Consider the following 18,555-nt stretch of genomic DNA (forward strand, 5'->3'; position numbering starts at 1 on the left):
CGCCCTTTCCTTTAATGGAAAGGGCGTTTTTCTGCTGTTCTGGAAAGGATGTTTTTTTGAACAAATCCTCTGGTATCCAAGGCTTTAGTGACAGAAAAGAAAGAGCAGCTCTTTTCTTTTCTGCTAATTTAGCACTGGCAGTTCGGCATCAGCTGACTGCCTCGGATTCTTTTAAAACGTGAGAAGATCGTTTCCTTCGTTTCTTTTTAAAGCTGAAACTGAAGCTCATCCTCGCAAACAAGCGGTAAACGGCCGGTATCAATAACAGGGTGATGAAGGTGGCGAACATCAATCCTGATATGATGACCGTGGCCATCGGCGCCTGGTAGTTGCCGGATGTTCCGGATGCAAGAGCAAGCGGAAGCATACCGCCGACTGTCGTCAAGGTTGTCATGAAGATAGGACGGATACGGTTTCTGCCTGCTTCAATCAATGCTTCCTCTACAGAGTACCCTTCATTGCGGAGCTGATTCGTTCTGTCAATCAGTAATATTGCATTATTGAGGACAATCCCGATCAGCATCACAATTCCCATCCCTGACATGACACTCAGCTCCCGTTGAGTAAGGAAGAGCCCCAGGATGACACCGACCAGCGTCATCGGGAGGACTGACATGACGATGATTGGGTGGGCAAGATGATTGAATTGAACAGCCATTACCAGGTAAACAAGGAAAATAGCGATGCCGAGAATGAACAGCATTTCTTTCATTAATTCCTGCTGCTGTTCCAAGTCTCCGGCAACGGACAAAGAATAACCTGATGGCGTTTCAAAGTCGGAAATGAGTTCCTGGACCTCCCTGTTGACTGTGCCAAGATCTTTTCCTTCAATATCTGCGAAGACGGATAAATATCGCTCACCATCCGCATGGCTGATCTCATTCGGGGTATCTATGCCTTTAAGTTCTATAAACGCTGATAACTTTTTCTCTCCTTGAGGAGTGGAAATCTTCGTATCCAATAAAGAACTGCCGGTATTAATTTTCTCCTGCCATTTTACAGACAAGGGGATTCTTTCTCCATCAAGGGTCATTTCCCCGACAGGCCTTTCAATGAATGCCTGACTTATAAATTGTTTGATTACGGAATCATTTAAACCGGCTTTTTTGATCTCCTCTTCTTTAAGGGCTATTTCCTGCTCGAGCGAAGTATTCTCCATTGAATTTGTCACACCGACAATTCCATCAATCTTTTTCAACTCTTTAATGAAATCTGCAGAGACAGCCTTGAGTTCATCGAAGCTTTCGCCTTCAATATTTACCTGCACAGGATAGCCGCCGCCTGCTGCCATTGCACTTTGCACGCTTTCAACAGGATATTTTTCTTCCAGTGCCCGGAGTTTTTTGAAAATCTCCGCATTGACATCTTTCTGTTCAGTTGTGATTTCCTCTTCTTTGGTCATATTAATAATAGTGTACAAGGCACTGCCATTATCCATCATGTAGCTTGTGTCCACATCATTGATTGATGAAAGTTCTTCTGTGGCTTCAGCGATCAGTTTTTCTTTATCCTCGGTGCTGATCCCGGTTTCCATGTTAATCATGAGTTCGGAGTAACGGTTGAAAACGTCCGGCATGATGGTCATGGGAATTTTCGTCACGAGGAACAAGGAACTGACAAACATCAGGAAGAATGCTGAGATGACAGCAAAACTGTGGCGTTTTTTCTTCACTGTCCAGGAAATAAGCCCGCTGTAGGCCGCCATGATTCGTCCGTTTTTCTTCTCCTTCCTTCTTTTTCCCGTTTTTAAGAAGTTTTCGGAAAGAGCAGGGATTACAGTAAATGAAACAAGTACAGAGCTGATAAGGGTAAAAGCGACCACAGCAGAGAGCATGATCATGAACTGCCCCATTTCCCCTCCAAGAAGCCCGATCGGCAAAAACACAACGATGGTTGTCAGCATGGAAGAGATGACAGCGGAAGCAACTTCTTTGGTCCCTTGGATGACCGCTTCCATTCTTTGAAGCCCTTCTTCCTTTTTCTTATAAATGGACTCCAATATAACGATGGAGGAGTCGACCATCATCCCGATTCCCAGTCCAAGGCCGATCAATGTCAGCATGTTCAGGCTGTAATCAAACAGCCACATGGCAGCAAAGGTCAAAAGGACAGAGGTTGGAATGGAAACGCCCACGATCACAGTCGCTCTGATGTTTCGAAGGAAAATCAGCAGTATGGCAAAGGCGATGGCGGCACCAATCAAGATATTGCTCGTCACCCCATCTATGGAGTCCTGTACGTAATCCGCCTGTGCGACCATTTCATTCAGCTCAAAACCTGAGACAAGATTTTCTTCCCGGATTTTTTCAATTTCAGCCCTGACTGCATCGGCCATTTCAATCTGCGTCGCACCCGGCACCCGTCCAATTTCAACAAAAATCAGCTCTTTGCTTCCGTCTTTCCAGACAAAGGACGAGTTCTGTGAAGGCTGTAATGTGGTATCCGCAATTTCTTTTAAATCAATGTACCCTGAAGGTGTCGGAACTTGAATGGATTCCACATCTTCAACACTATCCAGTTTGGTATTCCAGCGTAGGGAAGGAGAGTCTGTATCCGCGCTCAATTCACCTAGAGTCGCTTCACCGCCGGCTTCGCTTATAACACCGGCCAGCTGATTGATATCCAAGCCGCGTTTGGTCACTTCATCCCGATTAAACTCAATATTCACCTCATTTTCGGTCATTCCAGACAACTTTACATCCCTTACTTCAGGAAGTTCCTCAAGGCGTGGTTCCAGGACATCTTTAGCGAAAGCTGTCATCTTTTCCATCCCGCCACGTGAGATATCCAGGAAGAATTCATAGCTTTGGCTCCCGCCATACTGTCCAGAAACAATATCTTCAATTCCAGGAAGATCTCCAGAAGAAGAGTTCACAATCGACTCAACCTCTTTAAAAACTTCTTCGCCTTTTCCCCTTGTAAAAGTTAACTGAAGGGATGCACTGCCAATATTCGTTGTTGATTGAATCTTCTCCACACCCTCCAGTCCTTGCAGTTTTTGTTCCAGCGGCGTGGTGATGGTGCGCTCGATTTCTGCTGCTGACATTTCACCGGCTTGAACATCGACATAAGCCCCATCCATCTGCATCGGCGGCATCAGCTCTTTATCAAGCTCCCTGACTGCATAGCTGCCCAGCAGGACGACCAGCACGGAGATTAATCCCACCAAAATCTTTTTCTGAACAATGAACCTGACCAATCCCATACAATCTCTCCTTTTTCTGATAAACATACTGTTTAACCTGCCGGACTGTAGAACCAATTCCTTGGCCGATACTATAGATTCCCTTTAGTGCAGGTAAATCCTTCCTGTAACAGTGTAACCTTTTCAATAAATTTACAAATCGAGCCAGAGACATAAAGTGACTAAGACTTCAGCCGTATAAGCGGGGAAGATTGCATGAAAGAGAATGGGGTAATGAATCTAGAGGAACATATTCTGGTAAAAGTCAGGTGAATGAAATGATGGAAAGGCTGTTTAACCAGTTATCTGAAATAAACCTTGCGTGGTTCATTGGATTTCTGGCATTGATCTTGATTGGAAACTTCTTGTTAAAAAAGGCCGCTGTGTACGTCGAGATGCAAAGGCCGGCATGGAAGGGCAGCTTTACAGCAACAGCCCGTACAGTCCTTAATTGGCTTAGTTTCTATGGAGCCTTACTGCTTTTTCTCTTCTATTTTTGGGGAGAGGACTGGCTTACCTATACGCTGTATTCCCAAGGTGGAGTGGATGTATCGGTTTTCCTTATCCTCGTTGCCTTCATGATTGTGTCATTGGCACACAGGCTGGTCAAAATCGCTACACAGTATGTATTGAAACCGACTTATGAATATTACGGAATCGACAGCGGTCTTGGCTACACATTTAATAGAATCATATATTATGCTGTCATGATTCTGGCACTGGTGATCAGTTTGACAACAGTCGGCCTGGATCTTTCAGCCATTGCCGCCGTTCTTGGTGTACTTGGCATCGGTATTGGTTTTGGGATGCGCAATATAGCGGGGAACTTCATTTCAGGTGTCATCATCCTGTTCGAAAGGCCTATCGAGGTGGGGGAGGTAATCCAAATCAATGGCAAGAATGGGCGGGTGGAAAAAATCAGGCTGAGATCGACGATAGTCAGAACCGCTAAAGAAGGAACATTGATAGTCCCTAATCAATATTTCATCGAACAAATCATCCGGAACCGTTCAAGTGCTGTCATGAGTGCAGAAGTGACAGTCAAAGTAAGGTATGGAATGGATACCAAGATGGTTGAGGATATGCTGATGAAGGCTGTTGAGGCAATCAGGGAAAATGCTGCAGGAATTCTCGATGATCCTCCCCCTGATATCAGGCTTGTTGATTTCAAATACAGGGCGATGGAATTCCTCGTGGTGATCCCGGTCACCAACTTTCAAATAAAAGAACAGGTTGAAAGTGAACTCCGTCATGCCGCAGCCAGCATCTTTGCTGATAATGGCGTGGATATGGCGCCGGTTTTGAGGGAGACTGAGGGGGAAGATTGGTAGTTCAGCCTAAGCATGGCTCAATAAATTCCTCTCCCTCATGCTGCTAAATTCCCCTGAAAGCCGACTCCAAACTTTCATACCCTGATGTGTCAATAGTGCCGGGATCATCTGATTCAATCGTCCATTGACTTGATGACGGTTCCAATCCCCCGTCATGATCTTTTTTATATGGAAGGTGGATCATATAAGCCTTGCCATCTTTTCTGGCTGTATAGCCAAGGTAATATTGATCTTTCTGTCCTTCTTCTTCAAAGATACCGATATTTTCGAGTTTATAGTCATCCATCAGTGATGGGAACGCGGTTTGAAGGTCATTGATTAATTGCTCTCGTGATAAAAACGCCATGATTCTGCCTCCTTTCTTCAGGTGTTTGTTCTTAATATGGATGGAATCAGTTTAAATAACCACCAGATATATTGGTAAGTCATGCTAACCCGGTTGAATGAAAATAAATCAGAGGTTTTCAAGTGTTTGCCGGCAGATGGCTAAACATCCGGACAGTAATCGGTGAACAGGGAGGAATATTACATCAATCTTGAAAAATTGTTGTAAAATTGCAATCTTTCCTTCACGGAAGTTTGTTAGAATAAAGATAATGGAGAAGTATATACAGGGTTAAAAGTAATATACTCAGCGGAGGATTTGTCATGATTACAAACGAACAATACATACAAAAGACATTCTATAAAACATTCTTGGCCGAGAATGATAACAATCACCCCATTGCCGTACTGGGGGATTCTTACCTTGCAGAACAGCAAAAGGACGTCTACGATTTGTCCTTTATCCGGTTTGCGCAAGGCGAGGTCTACTTTCATCATAAAGATTATGAAGCGGCGATCTTTAAATGGGAAAATATCAACAATGAGTTATCAGGGTGGGCTCAGAAGAATACGGCGGATGCGTTTTTTGAATTGGATCAGTTCTCTACGGCCGAAGAGGTTTATAAATCGGTTCAGACGGATTGTCCATCATTAAAAGCAGAGATTGCGCTTCAGTTGTTCTCTCTTTATTTGAAACAGGGGGATTTAAGCAGTGCGGATGCGGTGATCAAGAACGCCGTTTCAATGAATCCGGACTATCCTGACCTGACGTCCATTGCCCAGAGTTTCTTTGAGGAAAACATGGATTGGCACAGCGCAGTGGAGCTGGCGGTGAATGAAGCGATACGTACAGAGGATCTCCACTGGTTTGGAGCCTTAAAAGGATATATTAACGCAGGGGTTGCAAGGGATATTACACCTGGCTACTTTATGGAAGGATTATATACACTTTCTGCAATTGATAAGGTGTTATTTGAACAGACTGCAGCATCCCTTTGGGAGAGTTACAGGGAAAGTGATATGTATGAGGAGTGGATTGAAAAGGTCAATCTGCTGATCCTGGAGATTGAGGTGAAGCGGGAGGAAAGGTGGCTGGAACTGCCGGCGCTCTATAAAGAAACATATGAGATGCTGATGGACAGCCGGAGCTTAGTGAAAGAGCTGGCTCCTATTGTCCCAAACCTTTTAATGGCCTGGATCAAGGTTACAGATTCCCATCATGCTGCCCTTGCTGCCTCAGCCCTGCTTTCATGGGATGAAATCTTCCCTAAGAGCATTGATGGCTGGGCAGCCCGGAAGTCCAGGGAACTCATCAGCAAAGCCGGCTCAAGCACAAATGGATTCAGCAAGGTAATGGGACTTTTAAATGAAATATCCGAGTGGACCAATCATCATGATGTGACAATCGACAGCAGACATCAATGGATCACCGGGGAACTAAAGAATACAAAGGTCCATCGCCTGTTAGTCTCTGGCTCATCTGAGGAACAGGTATTATCCTTGATCAATCGTGCTGCAGGAGGGAATGTCCTGACTGAATTACCTTCCACACCTGTTTTGATAAAAAATGACCGCAGATCAGAGTATAAAAGGATTTCAGAAAATGGAATCAACGCCATGGAAAGCATAGAGGAATTTCAAGAGGAATCCATGCTTCTCCGCCAGCCGGGGACAGTCTGGCTTCAGCAGGAACAGCCGGCAGTTTTCATGGAGGAAAACCGGCTTGCCTTTATGCTGGCTTCAAATGTAACGGGAGACCACGTGTTAAACATGGCCGACAGCATTCTATATGTCATTGATGGTGAACAGCGCTTAACAGAGAGTATCTTCAAAGGACTGGTGGCAGTCAAGGAAAAGACGCCTGACCTTAAAGTGAATGTGCTGTTATCTGTAAAGCAGGGAAGAGTGCAGGAAAAGACAATAGCAGAAACGAAATCACTGATTGGAAAGTACTTTCCTGATGCTGATGTTTTCCAAGCTTATTCACTAGACGATCTGAGAGCCATTGCGCGTTTGCATTTCAAATCCCCTTCTGAATCTGAACGGACGGGCAAGCTCCTGTTCTTCGTCAAAGATATTCTGAGGGACTTACTGCGTCAAAGAGTGGACAGAGAAAATAATCTTATCGACTCCGTCCAATGGAATAAGGATATGGAAAAGAAACTGAACGGTGCCTATTTGCAACTGAAGGATCTCGAAGCAGAAAAAGGCGATGCCATAAAGGCTGCGTTCACTGAAAAGACAACGGATGTGCAAAATACTATTTTGGAGGATATCCCGGTTCTGCTTAGGGAATGTGCCGGATTTGTCAAAGAGGACAGTGATTTCCGCACGCTTCATTTATCGCTGAATGATGAGATGAATAAACGGATTGAAGCATATTTGAATGATAAAGCAATGCCGCAGCTTCAGCGGAATCTTGAGGAATGGATTGCCTTTTCAAAAGCAGAGCTGGATAACGGCCGGATGTACCTTGAAGAAATGCGTGACAGCTTCAACGCAATGTACCGGCATGAACGCCTTGAACTGCAGTGCGATTTCAAGGTCCTGAATGACTGGCGCCGTGATGCTGACAGGATGACAAGCAAGGTCCTCAAGGACGATCTCAATATTCTGCTCCGCCGCAACCCTTCACAAGTTCTGTTGAAAAGCGTCGGGAAAATTTTTGGATCAATCGGACAGAATAAACAGCTGCTCCTCAACCAATACACCAGGTTCATTGAAAGCGAAAGCTACGGAGATACTGCCCAGGCTGTAATGAAAAGGTTCATGGGACAGTTCCAGCTTTTCCAGCAGTCCATCGAGAGGGATGTCGCAATCTTCTTCCGCGGTCCTTTGGCTGAATTGGAACATACCTCCGAAGAAACCAAGAACCTAATTGCCGATAATGAGTTTGAATTAAGCACTCTCAAGGCAAACCCTGAACTAGTGAAAGATCCATTGACCATTTACATGGTGAAGCAACGCCAGCTTGAGTTAATGTACCGAAACAATGTTCATTCCGAACTTGCGGATGTAAATGCATAAAAGTGAAAAACATGACCAGGCCCGGTCATGTTTTTCTATTAGCCAGCTCTGGTACAAAGAAGTGAATCAGGCACAAACAACAGACTTTGTACCATATACAAGCAAAGAATCAGTCTCCCTTTATAAGCGAGCCAAGCTTTTTCATCCCTTTGTCTTCCTTCAGTTCGACAGGAAAGGAATCTTGCTGACGGGCGAAATCTTGCTGGGTATCTGCAATTACCCCCATTTGGGCTCCGGTGCTGTCATTGACGATCGTTTCATTTTTGCCGTCAAAATGGGGAGTTGTCTCTGAGTGCAGATTTTGCTTTTCATTCGGCATAGTTTCATCTCCTTTTCCTTAGGATTCGTTTTCGGATGGCAGGCTATTCTTGTTATACATTTGGTATAATGATCAGCGAAGGCAAATGAATATTTCCATTGAAAAGGAAAGTGAGCTGTTATAACGAATATATAAGGTAACTGCTTATGAAGGAGGGGGAGGAAGATGGAATTTAAGAATTATGAGGAATTCTGGCCGTTTTATTTGTCTCAGCACAGCAAACCTTCAACAAGGGCCTGGCATTTCGTTGGGACAAGCTTTGTATTTGTATTTGTCCTTCTAGCTGTATTCACGCTCAATTTTTGGTTTCTTTTATTGGCACCGGTGACTGCCTATGCTTTTGCATGGATAAGCCACTTTTTCATCGAGGGCAACAAACCTGCTACCTTTGGCCATCCCGTCTGGTCATTGCGGGCCGATTTCCGCATGTACCGCCTGATTTTATTTGGCCAGCTTCAAAAGGAACTTGATAAGAATCCGGAGCTGAAAACAAGTGCAAAATAACGCGGTAATCATAAAAGGGCATGAAGTGCGGGGCGTGGACTTGGATTCCCGGACGAGATGCAGGCATTATCATAGTGAAATAGACATCATCGCCATTAAATTCAAATGCTGCAACACCTATTATCCATGTCACTTGTGTCACAAAGAGTCAGCAGGACATCCTTCAGAGGTTTGGGGGAGAGAGGAAAGACAAGAAAAAGCCGTTCTTTGCGGGTCCTGCGGGCATGAACTGTCCATTGCTGAATATATGGATTGCAGATCAAGTTGTCCTGAATGTGCTGCTTCTTTCAACCCGGGATGCGCGCTTCATTATGACTTATATTTTGAAATTTAGATTGGAGCGGACTCAGGCTCCAATCTTTTTTGCTCTTAACAAGGGATGGGAGGCCGATGAAGGTTTTCTTTCCCGTTAGCCTGGTTATGTTAAAATAATATAAAGGGTTGAGTCTTGAAAAAATTATTAGAGAGGTGATTTCATGTATTTGACTGTAAAAGAAATTGCAGATTATCTCTCACTGCCCGAAATGTATGTTGAAGCTTTGATCAAAGAGAAAAAGATTAAAGCTGTCCATGATGGTGAGCAGTACCTGGTCAACAAGGGGAATTTCCAAAATTATCATGAACAGATGGACGCATACCGCAAGATGTTTGAGCAATGGCAGAATGAACCGATCCCCGAAGATCCCGATATAAAAGATGAAGATTAGAGTGATGGGGCTGCTGTTCCAGGGATAGATCCATCGTCTGTTCCGGGAGCCTCGCATCCCGCTCACGTAATCAGAAGCTGCAAGTAGAAAAATGCGAAAACAGCCATCAAATATGATAAAATACTGTCGTATGTTATGATTTCACTAGTGAATTTAAGACTACATAAAAAATGTATATAAAAAGGAGAGTCATCATGGAAAAAGTATTGATCTTTGGTCATAAGAATCCCGATACCGATACGATTTGTTCTGCATTGGTATACGCCGACCTGAAAAAGCAATTAGGCATGAATGCCGAACCTGTCCGCCTGGGGGAAATCAATGGCGAAACCCAATATGCGCTTGACCATTTCAAAGTGGAAGCACCGCGCCTTGTTGAAAAGGTTGCAGGCGAGGCTGAGGAAGTTATCCTTGTGGACCACAATGAGCGCCAGCAAAGCGCTGATGATATCAATGAAGTGAAAGTCCTGGAAGTCATCGACCACCACAGAATCGCAAACTTTGAAACAAGCGATCCTTTATACTATCGTGCCGAGCCGGTTGGGTGCACAGCGACAATCCTCAACAAAATCTACAAAGAAAAAGGATTGAACATCAGCAAGGAGATGGCTGGACTGATGCTGTCGGCGATCATATCCGATTCCCTGCTGTTCAAATCCCCAACATGCACGGAAGAAGACGTACAGGCAGCACGCGAGCTTGCTGAAATTGCAGGGGTGAATGCGGATGAGTATGGTCTTGAGATGCTTAAAGCAGGCGCGAGCCTTGGCGATAAAACGTCTGCAGACTTGATTTCCCTGGATGCAAAGGAATTCCAGATGGGCAGCTATAAAGTGGAAGTGGCACAGGTGAATGCGATTGATACGGATGAAGTCCTCCAGCGTCAAAGTGAATTGGAGGATGCCATTTCCAACGCGGTCTCTGAAAAAGGCTTGGACTTGTTCCTGTTTGTGACAACTGACATCCTGAACAGCGACTCTGTTGCACTGGCAATCGGCAGCAAAACGGAAGCTGTAGAGAAGGCGTACAATGTAACACTAAACAACAACACAGCAGTACTGAAAGGCGTTGTTTCACGCAAGAAACAAATTGTGCCTGTGCTGACAGAAACGTTGAAAAATATGTAATTGAAAAGCCGGCAGCTGCAATCTGCCGGCTTTTTTCTAAGGTAATAACGATAAGCCGGAAACGGAGTACATCAAAAAAAGATATTACTCCACACAAGGGAAGCGGTGCCATCCGTCCAATCATCCAAAAGCAAAAGCGGACTTTTTCATCAAAGTCCGCTTTTGCTTTATTTTTCATACAAAGGCAGCAGGATCCGTACGAGTGTCCCTTTATCAAGCTGGCTTTCATATTCTATCTTGCCGTGCATTTCCCTGATGATCTTATTGGTGACCATACTGCCCAGCCCGGTTCCTTTCGATTTGGTCGTGTAAAAGGGGAGGCCGATTTTGCTCAGCTGATCTGGTGTCATTCCCGCGCCGTCATCGCTTATGCATATTTCAACAGAGTTTGGAGTCTTTCCGTGACCGGTTTCGATTTTTACAGTTCCACGCCTGTGTTCGGTGGACTCAATACCGTTTTTGATGATATTCATGATTGCCTGTTTTAAATGATGTTCATCCCCCTGGATATAATAGTCACTATCCGTATCGAAAGTGATGGATGTATTGGAGTATGCTGCATACGGTTTGAGCAAATCGACAGATGATTGAATCAAGTTCGCAAGGTTGATGGCCGCCAGCTGAAATTTCTCCGGTTTGGCGACATTTAAATAATCTGTGATGATCTTGTTTGTACGATCCAGCTCATCAAGGATAAGCGGGGAGAATCTTTTGAGCTTTTCGTCTTCAGTATCCTCACTCAGATGCTGGATGAATCCTCTGACAGTTGAAAGGGGGTTTCTTATCTCATGGGCAATTGAAGCAGCCATTTGTCCAACCATGTTCAGCTTATCAAGGTAAACCATTTCTTCTATTTGTTTATTCGTTCTGCTCAGTCTCTCAATGATAAGCACCAGCGAGAGGAATGTAAGATAGAACACACCGAAGTAAATGATATAAAACGTAAGGTTCAGCATGCTGACATATATATAAATGATAGTGATATAAAGAACGGAATAAACGGTCAATATTATCGTACTGGCAAGCAGCTTATGCGGGGTTCTGAAAAAGGACCGCTGAGATGCTATGCATATGAAATAAGCAATGACCGACACAGCTATGCCTATAATAAGGAATGGGCCGCCGATCATGAATCTAATGAGGCATACTACCAGCAATACAATGCTGCCGGAAAGCGCCCCGCCATACAGGGTCACAATCATGATGGCAATCATACGCAAATCAAAATGAGTCTCTCCCAAGGTTTCAATAGGGTAGAACATGCAAAACAATGCTCCTATGGAGCCGATCAATCCATAGGCTATTTTTTGTTTGAGCTGAAGCTTATGCAAGGGCTGAAAGGGAAAAAAGATATTTGCATTGAATGTAAATGAAAACAAGATGGTGATATTGACCAATAATGTTTTGATTAAAATTATCAAGGACCATCCTCCATATATCGAATTCCTTAATAGTATTTCAAAAGTTACAATACCTGCCTTTTAGAATACCAAGCATTGCCCGATTGAACAATCATTATTTATTTTAGTAATCAATAAACAACACTGCCCGGACTGTGATTCAGTCCGGGCAGTGTTGTTATTTCAAGTTTTCAATATCGTCACGCACATGCGGTTTATGCTCATCAAGAACACCGATTTTTTGAATATGGGCCTTTGTCTCCGCGTCCCCAAGTTTGTATATCATTGCGTAGATCTTCTGCATGGAGCGGTCATAACTGGCATCCTGCGGATCGTCATGATATTGCTTAAATGGAATATGCGAGCGGAAAAACGTAGCCACATCATCATCATAGTTATCATCGAAACATTTCTGCAGCTCGGTCCTTTCCTCTGGTGTTGCCAGAATATGCAGCCCTGCACTTTCTTCAAATGAAGGCTCCTCCAGGATATCCCCGCTTCTCATATCTACGTAATACGATAGTTTCTTATCCATTTTCCTGCCTCCTGTATATGAGTATATATGTATGAATACCTCTTTTGGAGCAGGCTTAAACGATATCCGTCTGACATTTATCGTAAACACAAGAGTCCGCTTCAGTGAGCGGACTCTTGTCTGCAATCATATAATATCCCCGGCAATATTGGTCAATTCACTGTTTACCAGTCTATGAGGACAGACAATCTGCCCAGCTGCATTCAATCCCCATACTGAGATCAGGACTCTCTCATTGGAAGGGAAGAACCGGAATTCAAACTCATCGAAATTTGCGTAATACGTTCGGGTGATCTTTGAACCCGGAGAACTTTCCGGAGGCAGCGTATTCTGCTCCAGTACATACAAATTCTGAGTGTCAGTCAGGTAATAGCCTTGAATCTGTACAGTTTCTGTTACATTGCTCAGATTCTCAATGACGACGAACAGCTGAGTTGTCGGGCGTGCAGCAGGCGGACGGTTCGCGATCGGCCCTGTGGTAACGAAACTGACTCCTGGGGGCACCTGCAGGAAAGGAACAAAATCGACTGGCCCTCCGCCAATACTGTCGGCACCAGGTGAGTTCGGTCCTCCGATCGACCCCCAGTAATTGTTTTCTGCCATGACAGGTACATCGGTTGCGTTGAATAATCCATATTCTGTGTTTCCGCTGAAAGTGTTGGAATGAATTTCTGGCGGAATGACAGCAGAAGCAATATAAATCCCAATTCTGTTTTCAAGGATTCTATTGTTAATAACTGTTTGAGCTGCAGGATTAGCCAGTCTCATCCCAAAATCGGACGCTCCACGTATTGTGTTCTCTGAAATTTCGACGGGACCGGCTGCTGTCGAATAGGTCCGGATCCCCCGTTTCACTTGAGCAGCTTGTGAGTCAGGTGATTCAATTCTATTTCTGCGAATGATGAAATCCCTGGAATCGCCGCCCATTGTGATCGCTTCACTTATGTCTCCCGGGGTACGGATGTCATAAAGCTGGTTATCCTCAATGGTTACATCCACTGCCTGGTCTTGTGCATCATTTCCATACACAAAAACACCGACAGCCCATCCCGCAGGGTCATCATGTGCAATATTGAAAATGCGATTTCCTGCCACTCTCAGATTGTTTACTGGTCCGGCATTGATTCCAAACGAGCCAAAGTCTACTGTAGCCCTGGCAGGATTTCCGATTTCCGTGATGATATTATTCCTGATTTCAATATTTGAGTAAGGAAATTCTCCTGATACGCTGGTAACAACTCCAGAGGCATCTGCACTGCCGAGAAAATCAGGGTTAGTAATGGTGAATCCTTCAAGGATTACATCATCCGATGCAATGTCTACGACATAATATCTTTCTGTTGAACTGGCGCCGTTCAGAATCGTTACCTCAGCGCCTTCAGTTGATCTGACAGTCAATGGCTTATCTATCCTGATAAGTGAAGCCCCCATCTGCTGTCCATCTTCAGTGTAAGTTCCTGGATTCACCAAAATGGTTTCTCCGGGGCTGGCTTCGTCTATCGCAGCCTGAATGGAATCACCCGGATTTACTATAATAGCCATAATTCATCATCCTCCTTCACTACTATTCTATGATTTCTATTAAACTATGCCTGGACACTGGTTGATTTTTTTCAATTGTTTTTTAAAAGGAAAAAAACTGTATTGGGAGATTTTTTAATATAGTCCATGCGGCATCCGGAAGGACTTTGTCCGGGATATTCTCGGGAAACGAAGCCGCTTTTTAAGAAAAATGGCATAAATATGGTTAGGCATTGCTTGCAGGGGTATATGAAAAATGAACTATGAGGGAATTTACCTCTATTGTGCCAAATTTTCCACTTTTGCCATTGTGATTTTCATCTTTTCTTGTAATGTTTTCCCCTATATATAAGGAGGTCGGATCCCTTGTCGTATATATCCTATTTGCTTTTTCATCTCAATGAGAAAAAAGAGAACCTTATCAGATTAAGGAATGCACACTCCTCGATCAATAGCCTGCAAAGTGAATTTCTTCAGTATAAGCCTAAGATAAAGACTCCGGAGTTGAGTTCTTCAACCTGGCATGGAGAATCAGCCCGAAGGTTTGTGGAAGCCCGTGAAGATATGGACTTTTCCTATAAAGATATCGCCCATTCACAAATGGATACTGCCGTTACGATGATAGAAGACAAGGTCACAACCATTCAGGCTGAAATTAACTCCCTGGAAACGAGTATTGCCAATGAACGCGAGCGGATGGAAAGGGAGAACCAGAGGGAGGGAAGGGCATGAATACTGATATAATCATCCGCATCGGGGAAATCAATGAGATATTGAGCACCCTCCAATCTGCGGCTGAGTCATTTGACCCCTCGCTTATTAAAGATACGGCTTCCGCCAATCAATTGGATATGGTGAACAGATTGAATGAAATAAATATCCTGCTGGAGGAAGTAGGCGAAGTGTACAAGGGTCTTTTGATGGAAAACAATCATTCTGCGAGAAAAGCGATCCTGGACTTCAAAGAAACAGACGACGATATCTCTGCTTCCATCAGGTTGCGTTAGGAGGGTAAACAAAAGGATGAAGATTTTTGACAACCACTCGTTACATAGCGGTTTAGAAGACTTGCAGAATAAGCTGGAAAAACAAAAAGAACAGGTTAGGGAGATTCAGAAGGCTGTCGATGCCTTTGCCGGTTCATCGGATGCTTTCAGCGGTCAGGGCGGGGAAGCGGTCAGGAGCTTCTACAGTGATATGCACAGTACCTTCCTTACATTTTATACTCTTTCTCTACTGAACTATGAAAAGGTGCTTTCAGCGTGTAAGGCAGCCTCAACCGAATTGGAATCAGATTCAAATGGTTTCATACATCAATCATTCCTTGACGGGGAGTTAACAACCGGATTGAATGAATCGGAATCCCATACTGCAGACCTGGTTAGTGAAAGCAATAGGGCACTGGCATCCATCAGTGATATCGTTCATATCCCGGCGGTACAAAATCACAAATTCACCGGCGATGTGAAAAGGGCCCATAAAGAGATTACGAAAACAATGGAAGAACTGACATCCTTTGATAATCATCAAACGAAAGCCCTGGATACAGTGGACCATGACATTCAACTTATGAAACGGTATATTTATGAAATAAAGGGGATGTTTGAAAGCGGAAAGCTCAGCGTTGACAATTATACCGGAAGCGAGCTGGATGATTCTTTTCACCGCCATCCTTTCATGAATACCTTGGAGGCAAGGATGAGTGCCAACAGGCTGCTTATGTTCAAGCTTACGGTTTCCAGTGAATATGAGTCATTGGAACAATTAATGATGCTAAGAGAAAAGAGCACTTCCAGCAGCGGCCTTGCATTTGGGGAAGGGACTGCCGAGACTCCCTATGGTGCATGCCCGCGGCCTGCAAGCAGTGACATCAGTTATGGGACCTCCGGAGAAGATATGATGGGCAGCGACGGGATTGGCAATGCCGGTGCTGTATTTGATGCCGATACTGAAAAAGGAACCAGCAGCAGTAAGCTTTATGGATCCATAGTAGATACCGGATATATGGATGATATTCCTGATACTGTGGACCAAAGGGTGCTCTACGGCAAGATGGGTGCTTCAATACCCTATAAACCGAAAGCCTTGGGAGATGCTTTCCTTTATGGACAGCAAATCGGAGTGAAAACCGAGGCAGGTGTTTCAAAGTCGAGTTTTAAACATGACAATTCTCCGCTTGCAGCTGATTTCAGTTTTGGACAGGGTGAGGCAAAGGTCAATTATGAAAATTATACTGCCAGTGCTGGTGCAGAAGTGAACGCTGCAAAAGTCGAGGTGAAACTGGAACCTCTGAACTTCTTTGGTTATGAACCTCTTGAAGAGTGGTTCGGTATCGAATATGATCCTTACGTGGGTGTCGATTTCTCCTTGGGAAGCGCAGGGGCAAGTGCATCATTCGGCATGGAAACCAGTATTTATGCAGCCTGGGGTATCGGGGTAGGAGTCAAAGGCGGTCTGGAGAAAGACAATTAGATAAGAAATGGTAAACGGGGGTTTGGTAACCAATGGAGACAAATAAGATGAAACTTAAGAAAGCATTGCGCTTCGCATTATTGTTCTATGCAATATTTATAGGACTCAGTGGAACGATTATGTTCTCCGTTTTGCTTCTATGGGTGATTCCAAAAGAAGAACTATCATCCTTGATCCTTCCTTTGTCGATGATGGCCTTGTTCATATACGGAACTTGTGCGGGGGCATTGTTGATCCGTTCGAAATTTTTCAAGAGAGGATCAGTGCAGGTGTAAATCAACTGAACGAACGGCTGTTAGACTTCAGGGGGATTCAAGGGGACCCGGGGCGTTCATCATGGGAATCCCGGCTGCACCTAGTCCTTTTCATGCCCGCGTTATACAATAAAGCTTGGAAGAAGCTTACTTTCATTTAAAAAAATTCAGAAAGAAGGGGTTTTAGATGATGGATCAAAAGATAAAATTGCTTCCCATCGGAACAGTGGTCAAACTGAAAAATGTAGACAAACCTGTGATGATTTACGGCCGTCATCAACTTCAGCAAAAGACAAGGAAGACATTTGATTACATAGCTGTCCCTTATCCCGAAGGCAACCTTACGGACGAATTCAATGTCTTTTTTAATCGGGAACTGATAGAAGAGGTCATGCATCAAGGGTTAATCTCTCCTGTGGAAGAATTATTGAGGGAAAAGGTAGAATCAGAAATCAATAAAGACAAAACGGATGAAAATCCCGGCCAAGAGGACTAGCTTAGTACTGCTGCATCGAGAAGTGATCCCATCTATCCTGATTCACCAGCGCACAATCCCGATGGAAGTTAACACTCCAGCCATATTAATGGATGCCAGCCTGCCTGATCAAATATCGGTATATCTGATCAGCGCAATCGCAAATTACATAATTTCCATATACCTTCTGAAAATAAAGGCGGAAATGTATTTAAAACCGATACCAAAACTGTATAAAGAGCAGGAGCCTATTGCGCTCTCCTGCTCTTTTCTTTGTTAGCTTTCATATATCTTTAAATTGGCATATATTATTTGAAGCATAGGTGTCTCTATATTTAATTCTTTTGCTTTATCCAGCAGGAACCCATATAGGTGATCTGCTTCAACAGCCAGTTCCTTTTCCATATCCCTTTGAAGGGAAGATTTCATCTCGTAGCCCATACTGTTCAGCTTCTCCAGTTGTTTAACTTCAATATCCCTTGCTATCGGAGCCCCTAATTTCCGCATGATTGCTGCTGTTTCTTCCAAAGTATTATTGATTGAAGATAAGCCAGTTTCATTCTCCCTGATGGGACCAACCGGCGAACGAAAGAGAGAGGTCACACCTGAAAGGGTTGTAATGAACAGATACTTATGCCACATTTCCTGTACAATATTCTCAGCGAGGATGAAGTTCGCTTTTGTTCCACTGAAGGCTTCCTCAAGCTTCAAGATTCGTGCCGTCTTCTCACCAGTCCGTTCCCCGAATACCAAGTCATGAATCGGACTGGTTTGATTCACATATCCCTGTGAAGTCAAGGTCGACTCAACAAAACACAGGCCGCCAATAACATTGTTTTCACCGAACCTGTCAACAAGCGCATCAATATGTGACATTCCGTTCAACAAAGGAAGAATCATTGTCTCCCTCCCAACATAAGGTTCGATGCTCTCCATTGCCGCTTCCAGATGATAGGCTTTCACCGATAGAATAATCACATCATATGGAGCGGTATACTCACCTGCAACGATCGTTGTGGGCATCAATTTGAAATCCCCATGAACACTTTGAACTGAAAGACCTGCACCAGCAAGCTGGTTCCTCCTTCCTTCCCGGACAAGGAATGTCACATCCTCGCCTTTCTCTGCAAGACGTCCGCCAAAATAACCGCCGACCGCGCCGGCTCCTGCTACTAATATCTTCATATGTATTGTCCTCCTTATGGTTGGGAATGGAATGCATTTTCTGTGGTGTCTGGTAAAAAAAGATGACATTTAAAAAGTCTTTTTAAATGGCTCTTTTCGTAAACTTTGTTGCTATTCACTATAAATTTCAAATAGAGTCCTGGTAAATCGCCGTAAAAACCCCGGTGAGCAGGATAGAAAAGAGCTGCTC

General features: G+C 44.1%; 18 protein-coding genes. 11 read left to right on the plus strand and 7 right to left on the minus strand.

The window, feature by feature from the left end:
* Nucleotides 1-148: 148 nt before the first annotated feature.
* Nucleotides 149-3,205: an efflux RND transporter permease subunit gene (locus D3H55_RS21955; protein WP_119549459.1), complete on the minus strand. Its 3,057-nt coding sequence runs from the start codon at nt 3,203-3,205 to the stop codon at nt 149-151.
* A gap of 260 nt (nt 3,206-3,465) precedes the next feature.
* On the opposite strand from D3H55_RS21955, the gene D3H55_RS21960 reads away from it, so the two are divergent.
* A complete protein-coding gene (locus tag D3H55_RS21960; protein ID WP_240628748.1) occupies nt 3,466-4,515 on the plus strand; it encodes a mechanosensitive ion channel family protein in 1,050 nt (349 codons plus the stop codon).
* A gap of 43 nt (nt 4,516-4,558) precedes the next feature.
* On the opposite strand, the gene D3H55_RS21965 is transcribed toward D3H55_RS21960, so the two are convergent.
* On the minus strand, nt 4,559-4,861 hold the full coding sequence (locus tag D3H55_RS21965) for a DUF5634 family protein (RefSeq protein WP_119549460.1): 303 nt from the start codon (nt 4,859-4,861) through the stop codon (nt 4,559-4,561).
* 302 nt (nt 4,862-5,163) lie between these two features.
* On the opposite strand from D3H55_RS21965, the gene D3H55_RS21970 reads away from it, so the two are divergent.
* Nucleotides 5,164-7,866 carry a tetratricopeptide repeat protein gene (locus D3H55_RS21970; RefSeq protein WP_119549461.1) on the plus strand — a complete coding sequence of 901 codons (2,703 nt, stop codon included), beginning with the start codon at nt 5,164-5,166 and terminating at the stop codon, nt 7,864-7,866.
* Between the two features lie 109 nt (nt 7,867-7,975).
* On the opposite strand, the gene D3H55_RS21975 is transcribed toward D3H55_RS21970, so the two are convergent.
* Nucleotides 7,976-8,185, minus strand: coding sequence for a hypothetical protein (locus D3H55_RS21975; RefSeq protein ID WP_119549462.1), 210 nt, complete (start codon nt 8,183-8,185; stop codon nt 7,976-7,978).
* A gap of 165 nt (nt 8,186-8,350) precedes the next feature.
* Here D3H55_RS21975 and D3H55_RS21980 point away from each other — a divergent pair, with 165 nt between their 5' ends.
* The 4 genes from D3H55_RS21980 (at nt 8,351) to D3H55_RS21995 (ending at nt 10,523) form a co-directional block, all read left to right on the plus strand.
* On the plus strand, nt 8,351-8,689 hold the full coding sequence (locus D3H55_RS21980) for an Mpo1-like protein (protein ID WP_119549463.1): 339 nt from the start codon (nt 8,351-8,353) through the stop codon (nt 8,687-8,689).
* A 10-nt stretch (nt 8,690-8,699) separates the two neighbouring features.
* Nucleotides 8,700-9,023, plus strand: a complete 324-nt coding sequence (locus D3H55_RS21985) for a CHY zinc finger protein (protein ID WP_119549488.1) — start codon at nt 8,700-8,702, stop codon at nt 9,021-9,023.
* Nucleotides 9,024-9,165: 142 nt separating this feature from the next.
* Nucleotides 9,166-9,396 carry an excisionase family DNA-binding protein gene (locus tag D3H55_RS21990; RefSeq protein WP_119549464.1) on the plus strand — a complete coding sequence of 77 codons (231 nt, stop codon included), beginning with the start codon at nt 9,166-9,168 and terminating at the stop codon, nt 9,394-9,396.
* Nucleotides 9,397-9,590: 194 nt separating this feature from the next.
* Nucleotides 9,591-10,523: a manganese-dependent inorganic pyrophosphatase gene (locus D3H55_RS21995; protein WP_119549465.1), complete on the plus strand. Its 933-nt coding sequence runs from the start codon at nt 9,591-9,593 to the stop codon at nt 10,521-10,523.
* A 167-nt stretch (nt 10,524-10,690) separates the two neighbouring features.
* Here D3H55_RS21995 and D3H55_RS22000 read toward each other — a convergent pair whose 3' ends face one another.
* The 3 genes from D3H55_RS22000 to D3H55_RS22010 all read right to left on the minus strand — a co-directional run bounded on the left by D3H55_RS22000 (nt 10,691) and on the right by D3H55_RS22010 (nt 14,000).
* A complete protein-coding gene (locus tag D3H55_RS22000; RefSeq protein WP_119549466.1) occupies nt 10,691-11,944 on the minus strand; it encodes an ATP-binding protein in 1,254 nt (417 codons plus the stop codon).
* Nucleotides 11,945-12,101: 157 nt separating this feature from the next.
* Nucleotides 12,102-12,458 (minus strand): hydrolase, encoded by a 357-nt coding sequence (locus tag D3H55_RS22005; protein ID WP_119549467.1) that lies wholly within the window; start codon nt 12,456-12,458, stop codon nt 12,102-12,104.
* Nucleotides 12,459-12,584: 126 nt separating this feature from the next.
* On the minus strand, nt 12,585-14,000 hold the full coding sequence (locus D3H55_RS22010; RefSeq protein WP_119549468.1) for a right-handed parallel beta-helix repeat-containing protein: 1,416 nt from the start codon (nt 13,998-14,000) through the stop codon (nt 12,585-12,587).
* Between the two features lie 345 nt (nt 14,001-14,345).
* Between D3H55_RS22010 and D3H55_RS22015 the strand changes: the two genes are divergently transcribed.
* The 5 genes from D3H55_RS22015 (at nt 14,346) to D3H55_RS22035 (ending at nt 17,201) form a co-directional block, all read left to right on the plus strand.
* Nucleotides 14,346-14,711 (plus strand): YwqH-like family protein, encoded by a 366-nt coding sequence (locus tag D3H55_RS22015; RefSeq protein ID WP_168413221.1) that lies wholly within the window; start codon nt 14,346-14,348, stop codon nt 14,709-14,711.
* Nucleotides 14,708-14,986, plus strand: coding sequence for a DUF5344 family protein (locus D3H55_RS22020; protein WP_119549470.1), 279 nt, complete (start codon nt 14,708-14,710; stop codon nt 14,984-14,986). Before D3H55_RS22015 ends, D3H55_RS22020 begins: the two co-directional genes overlap by 4 nt.
* Before the next feature lie 16 nt (nt 14,987-15,002).
* Nucleotides 15,003-16,451 carry an LXG domain-containing protein gene (locus tag D3H55_RS22025; protein ID WP_119549471.1) on the plus strand — a complete coding sequence of 483 codons (1,449 nt, stop codon included), beginning with the start codon at nt 15,003-15,005 and terminating at the stop codon, nt 16,449-16,451.
* A gap of 47 nt (nt 16,452-16,498) precedes the next feature.
* On the plus strand, nt 16,499-16,726 hold the full coding sequence (locus D3H55_RS23900; RefSeq protein ID WP_136035779.1) for a hypothetical protein: 228 nt from the start codon (nt 16,499-16,501) through the stop codon (nt 16,724-16,726).
* A 169-nt stretch (nt 16,727-16,895) separates the two neighbouring features.
* A complete protein-coding gene (locus tag D3H55_RS22035) occupies nt 16,896-17,201 on the plus strand; it encodes a DUF4176 domain-containing protein (protein WP_119549473.1) in 306 nt (101 codons plus the stop codon).
* A gap of 255 nt (nt 17,202-17,456) precedes the next feature.
* On the opposite strand, the gene D3H55_RS22045 is transcribed toward D3H55_RS22035, so the two are convergent.
* Nucleotides 17,457-18,365: a ketopantoate reductase family protein gene (locus D3H55_RS22045; protein ID WP_119549475.1), complete on the minus strand. Its 909-nt coding sequence runs from the start codon at nt 18,363-18,365 to the stop codon at nt 17,457-17,459.
* Nucleotides 18,366-18,555 lie beyond the last annotated feature (190 nt).

Origin of the sequence: Bacillus salacetis (assembly GCF_003581585.1) — a bacterium.
Lineage (GTDB): Bacteria > Bacillota > Bacilli > Bacillales > Bacillaceae_B > Rossellomorea > Rossellomorea salacetis.

Excerpts from the sequence above, each read along its gene's own strand:
- D3H55_RS22020 (WP_119549470.1), top strand. The coding sequence starts at position 14,708 with ATGAATACTGATATAATCATCCGCATCGGGGAAATCAATGAGATATTG.
- D3H55_RS22045 (WP_119549475.1), bottom strand. The coding sequence starts at position 18,365 with ATGAAGATATTAGTAGCAGGAGCCGGCGCGGTCGGCGGTTATTTTGGC.
- D3H55_RS22005 (WP_119549467.1), bottom strand. The coding sequence starts at position 12,458 with ATGGATAAGAAACTATCGTATTACGTAGATATGAGAAGCGGGGATATC.
- D3H55_RS21995 (WP_119549465.1), top strand. The coding sequence starts at position 9,591 with ATGGAAAAAGTATTGATCTTTGGTCATAAGAATCCCGATACCGATACG.
- D3H55_RS21955 (WP_119549459.1), bottom strand. The coding sequence starts at position 3,205 with ATGGGATTGGTCAGGTTCATTGTTCAGAAAAAGATTTTGGTGGGATTA.
- D3H55_RS21970 (WP_119549461.1), top strand. The coding sequence starts at position 5,164 with ATGATTACAAACGAACAATACATACAAAAGACATTCTATAAAACATTC.
- D3H55_RS22035 (WP_119549473.1), top strand. The coding sequence starts at position 16,896 with ATGGATCAAAAGATAAAATTGCTTCCCATCGGAACAGTGGTCAAACTG.
- D3H55_RS23900 (WP_136035779.1), top strand. The coding sequence starts at position 16,499 with ATGAAACTTAAGAAAGCATTGCGCTTCGCATTATTGTTCTATGCAATA.
- D3H55_RS21980 (WP_119549463.1), top strand. The coding sequence starts at position 8,351 with ATGGAATTTAAGAATTATGAGGAATTCTGGCCGTTTTATTTGTCTCAG.
- D3H55_RS21960 (WP_240628748.1), top strand. The coding sequence starts at position 3,466 with ATGGAAAGGCTGTTTAACCAGTTATCTGAAATAAACCTTGCGTGGTTC.
- D3H55_RS21965 (WP_119549460.1), bottom strand. The coding sequence starts at position 4,861 with ATGGCGTTTTTATCACGAGAGCAATTAATCAATGACCTTCAAACCGCG.
- D3H55_RS22025 (WP_119549471.1), top strand. The coding sequence starts at position 15,003 with ATGAAGATTTTTGACAACCACTCGTTACATAGCGGTTTAGAAGACTTG.
- D3H55_RS22010 (WP_119549468.1), bottom strand. The coding sequence starts at position 14,000 with ATGGCTATTATAGTAAATCCGGGTGATTCCATTCAGGCTGCGATAGAC.
- D3H55_RS21975 (WP_119549462.1), bottom strand. The coding sequence starts at position 8,185 with ATGCCGAATGAAAAGCAAAATCTGCACTCAGAGACAACTCCCCATTTT.
- D3H55_RS21990 (WP_119549464.1), top strand. The coding sequence starts at position 9,166 with ATGTATTTGACTGTAAAAGAAATTGCAGATTATCTCTCACTGCCCGAA.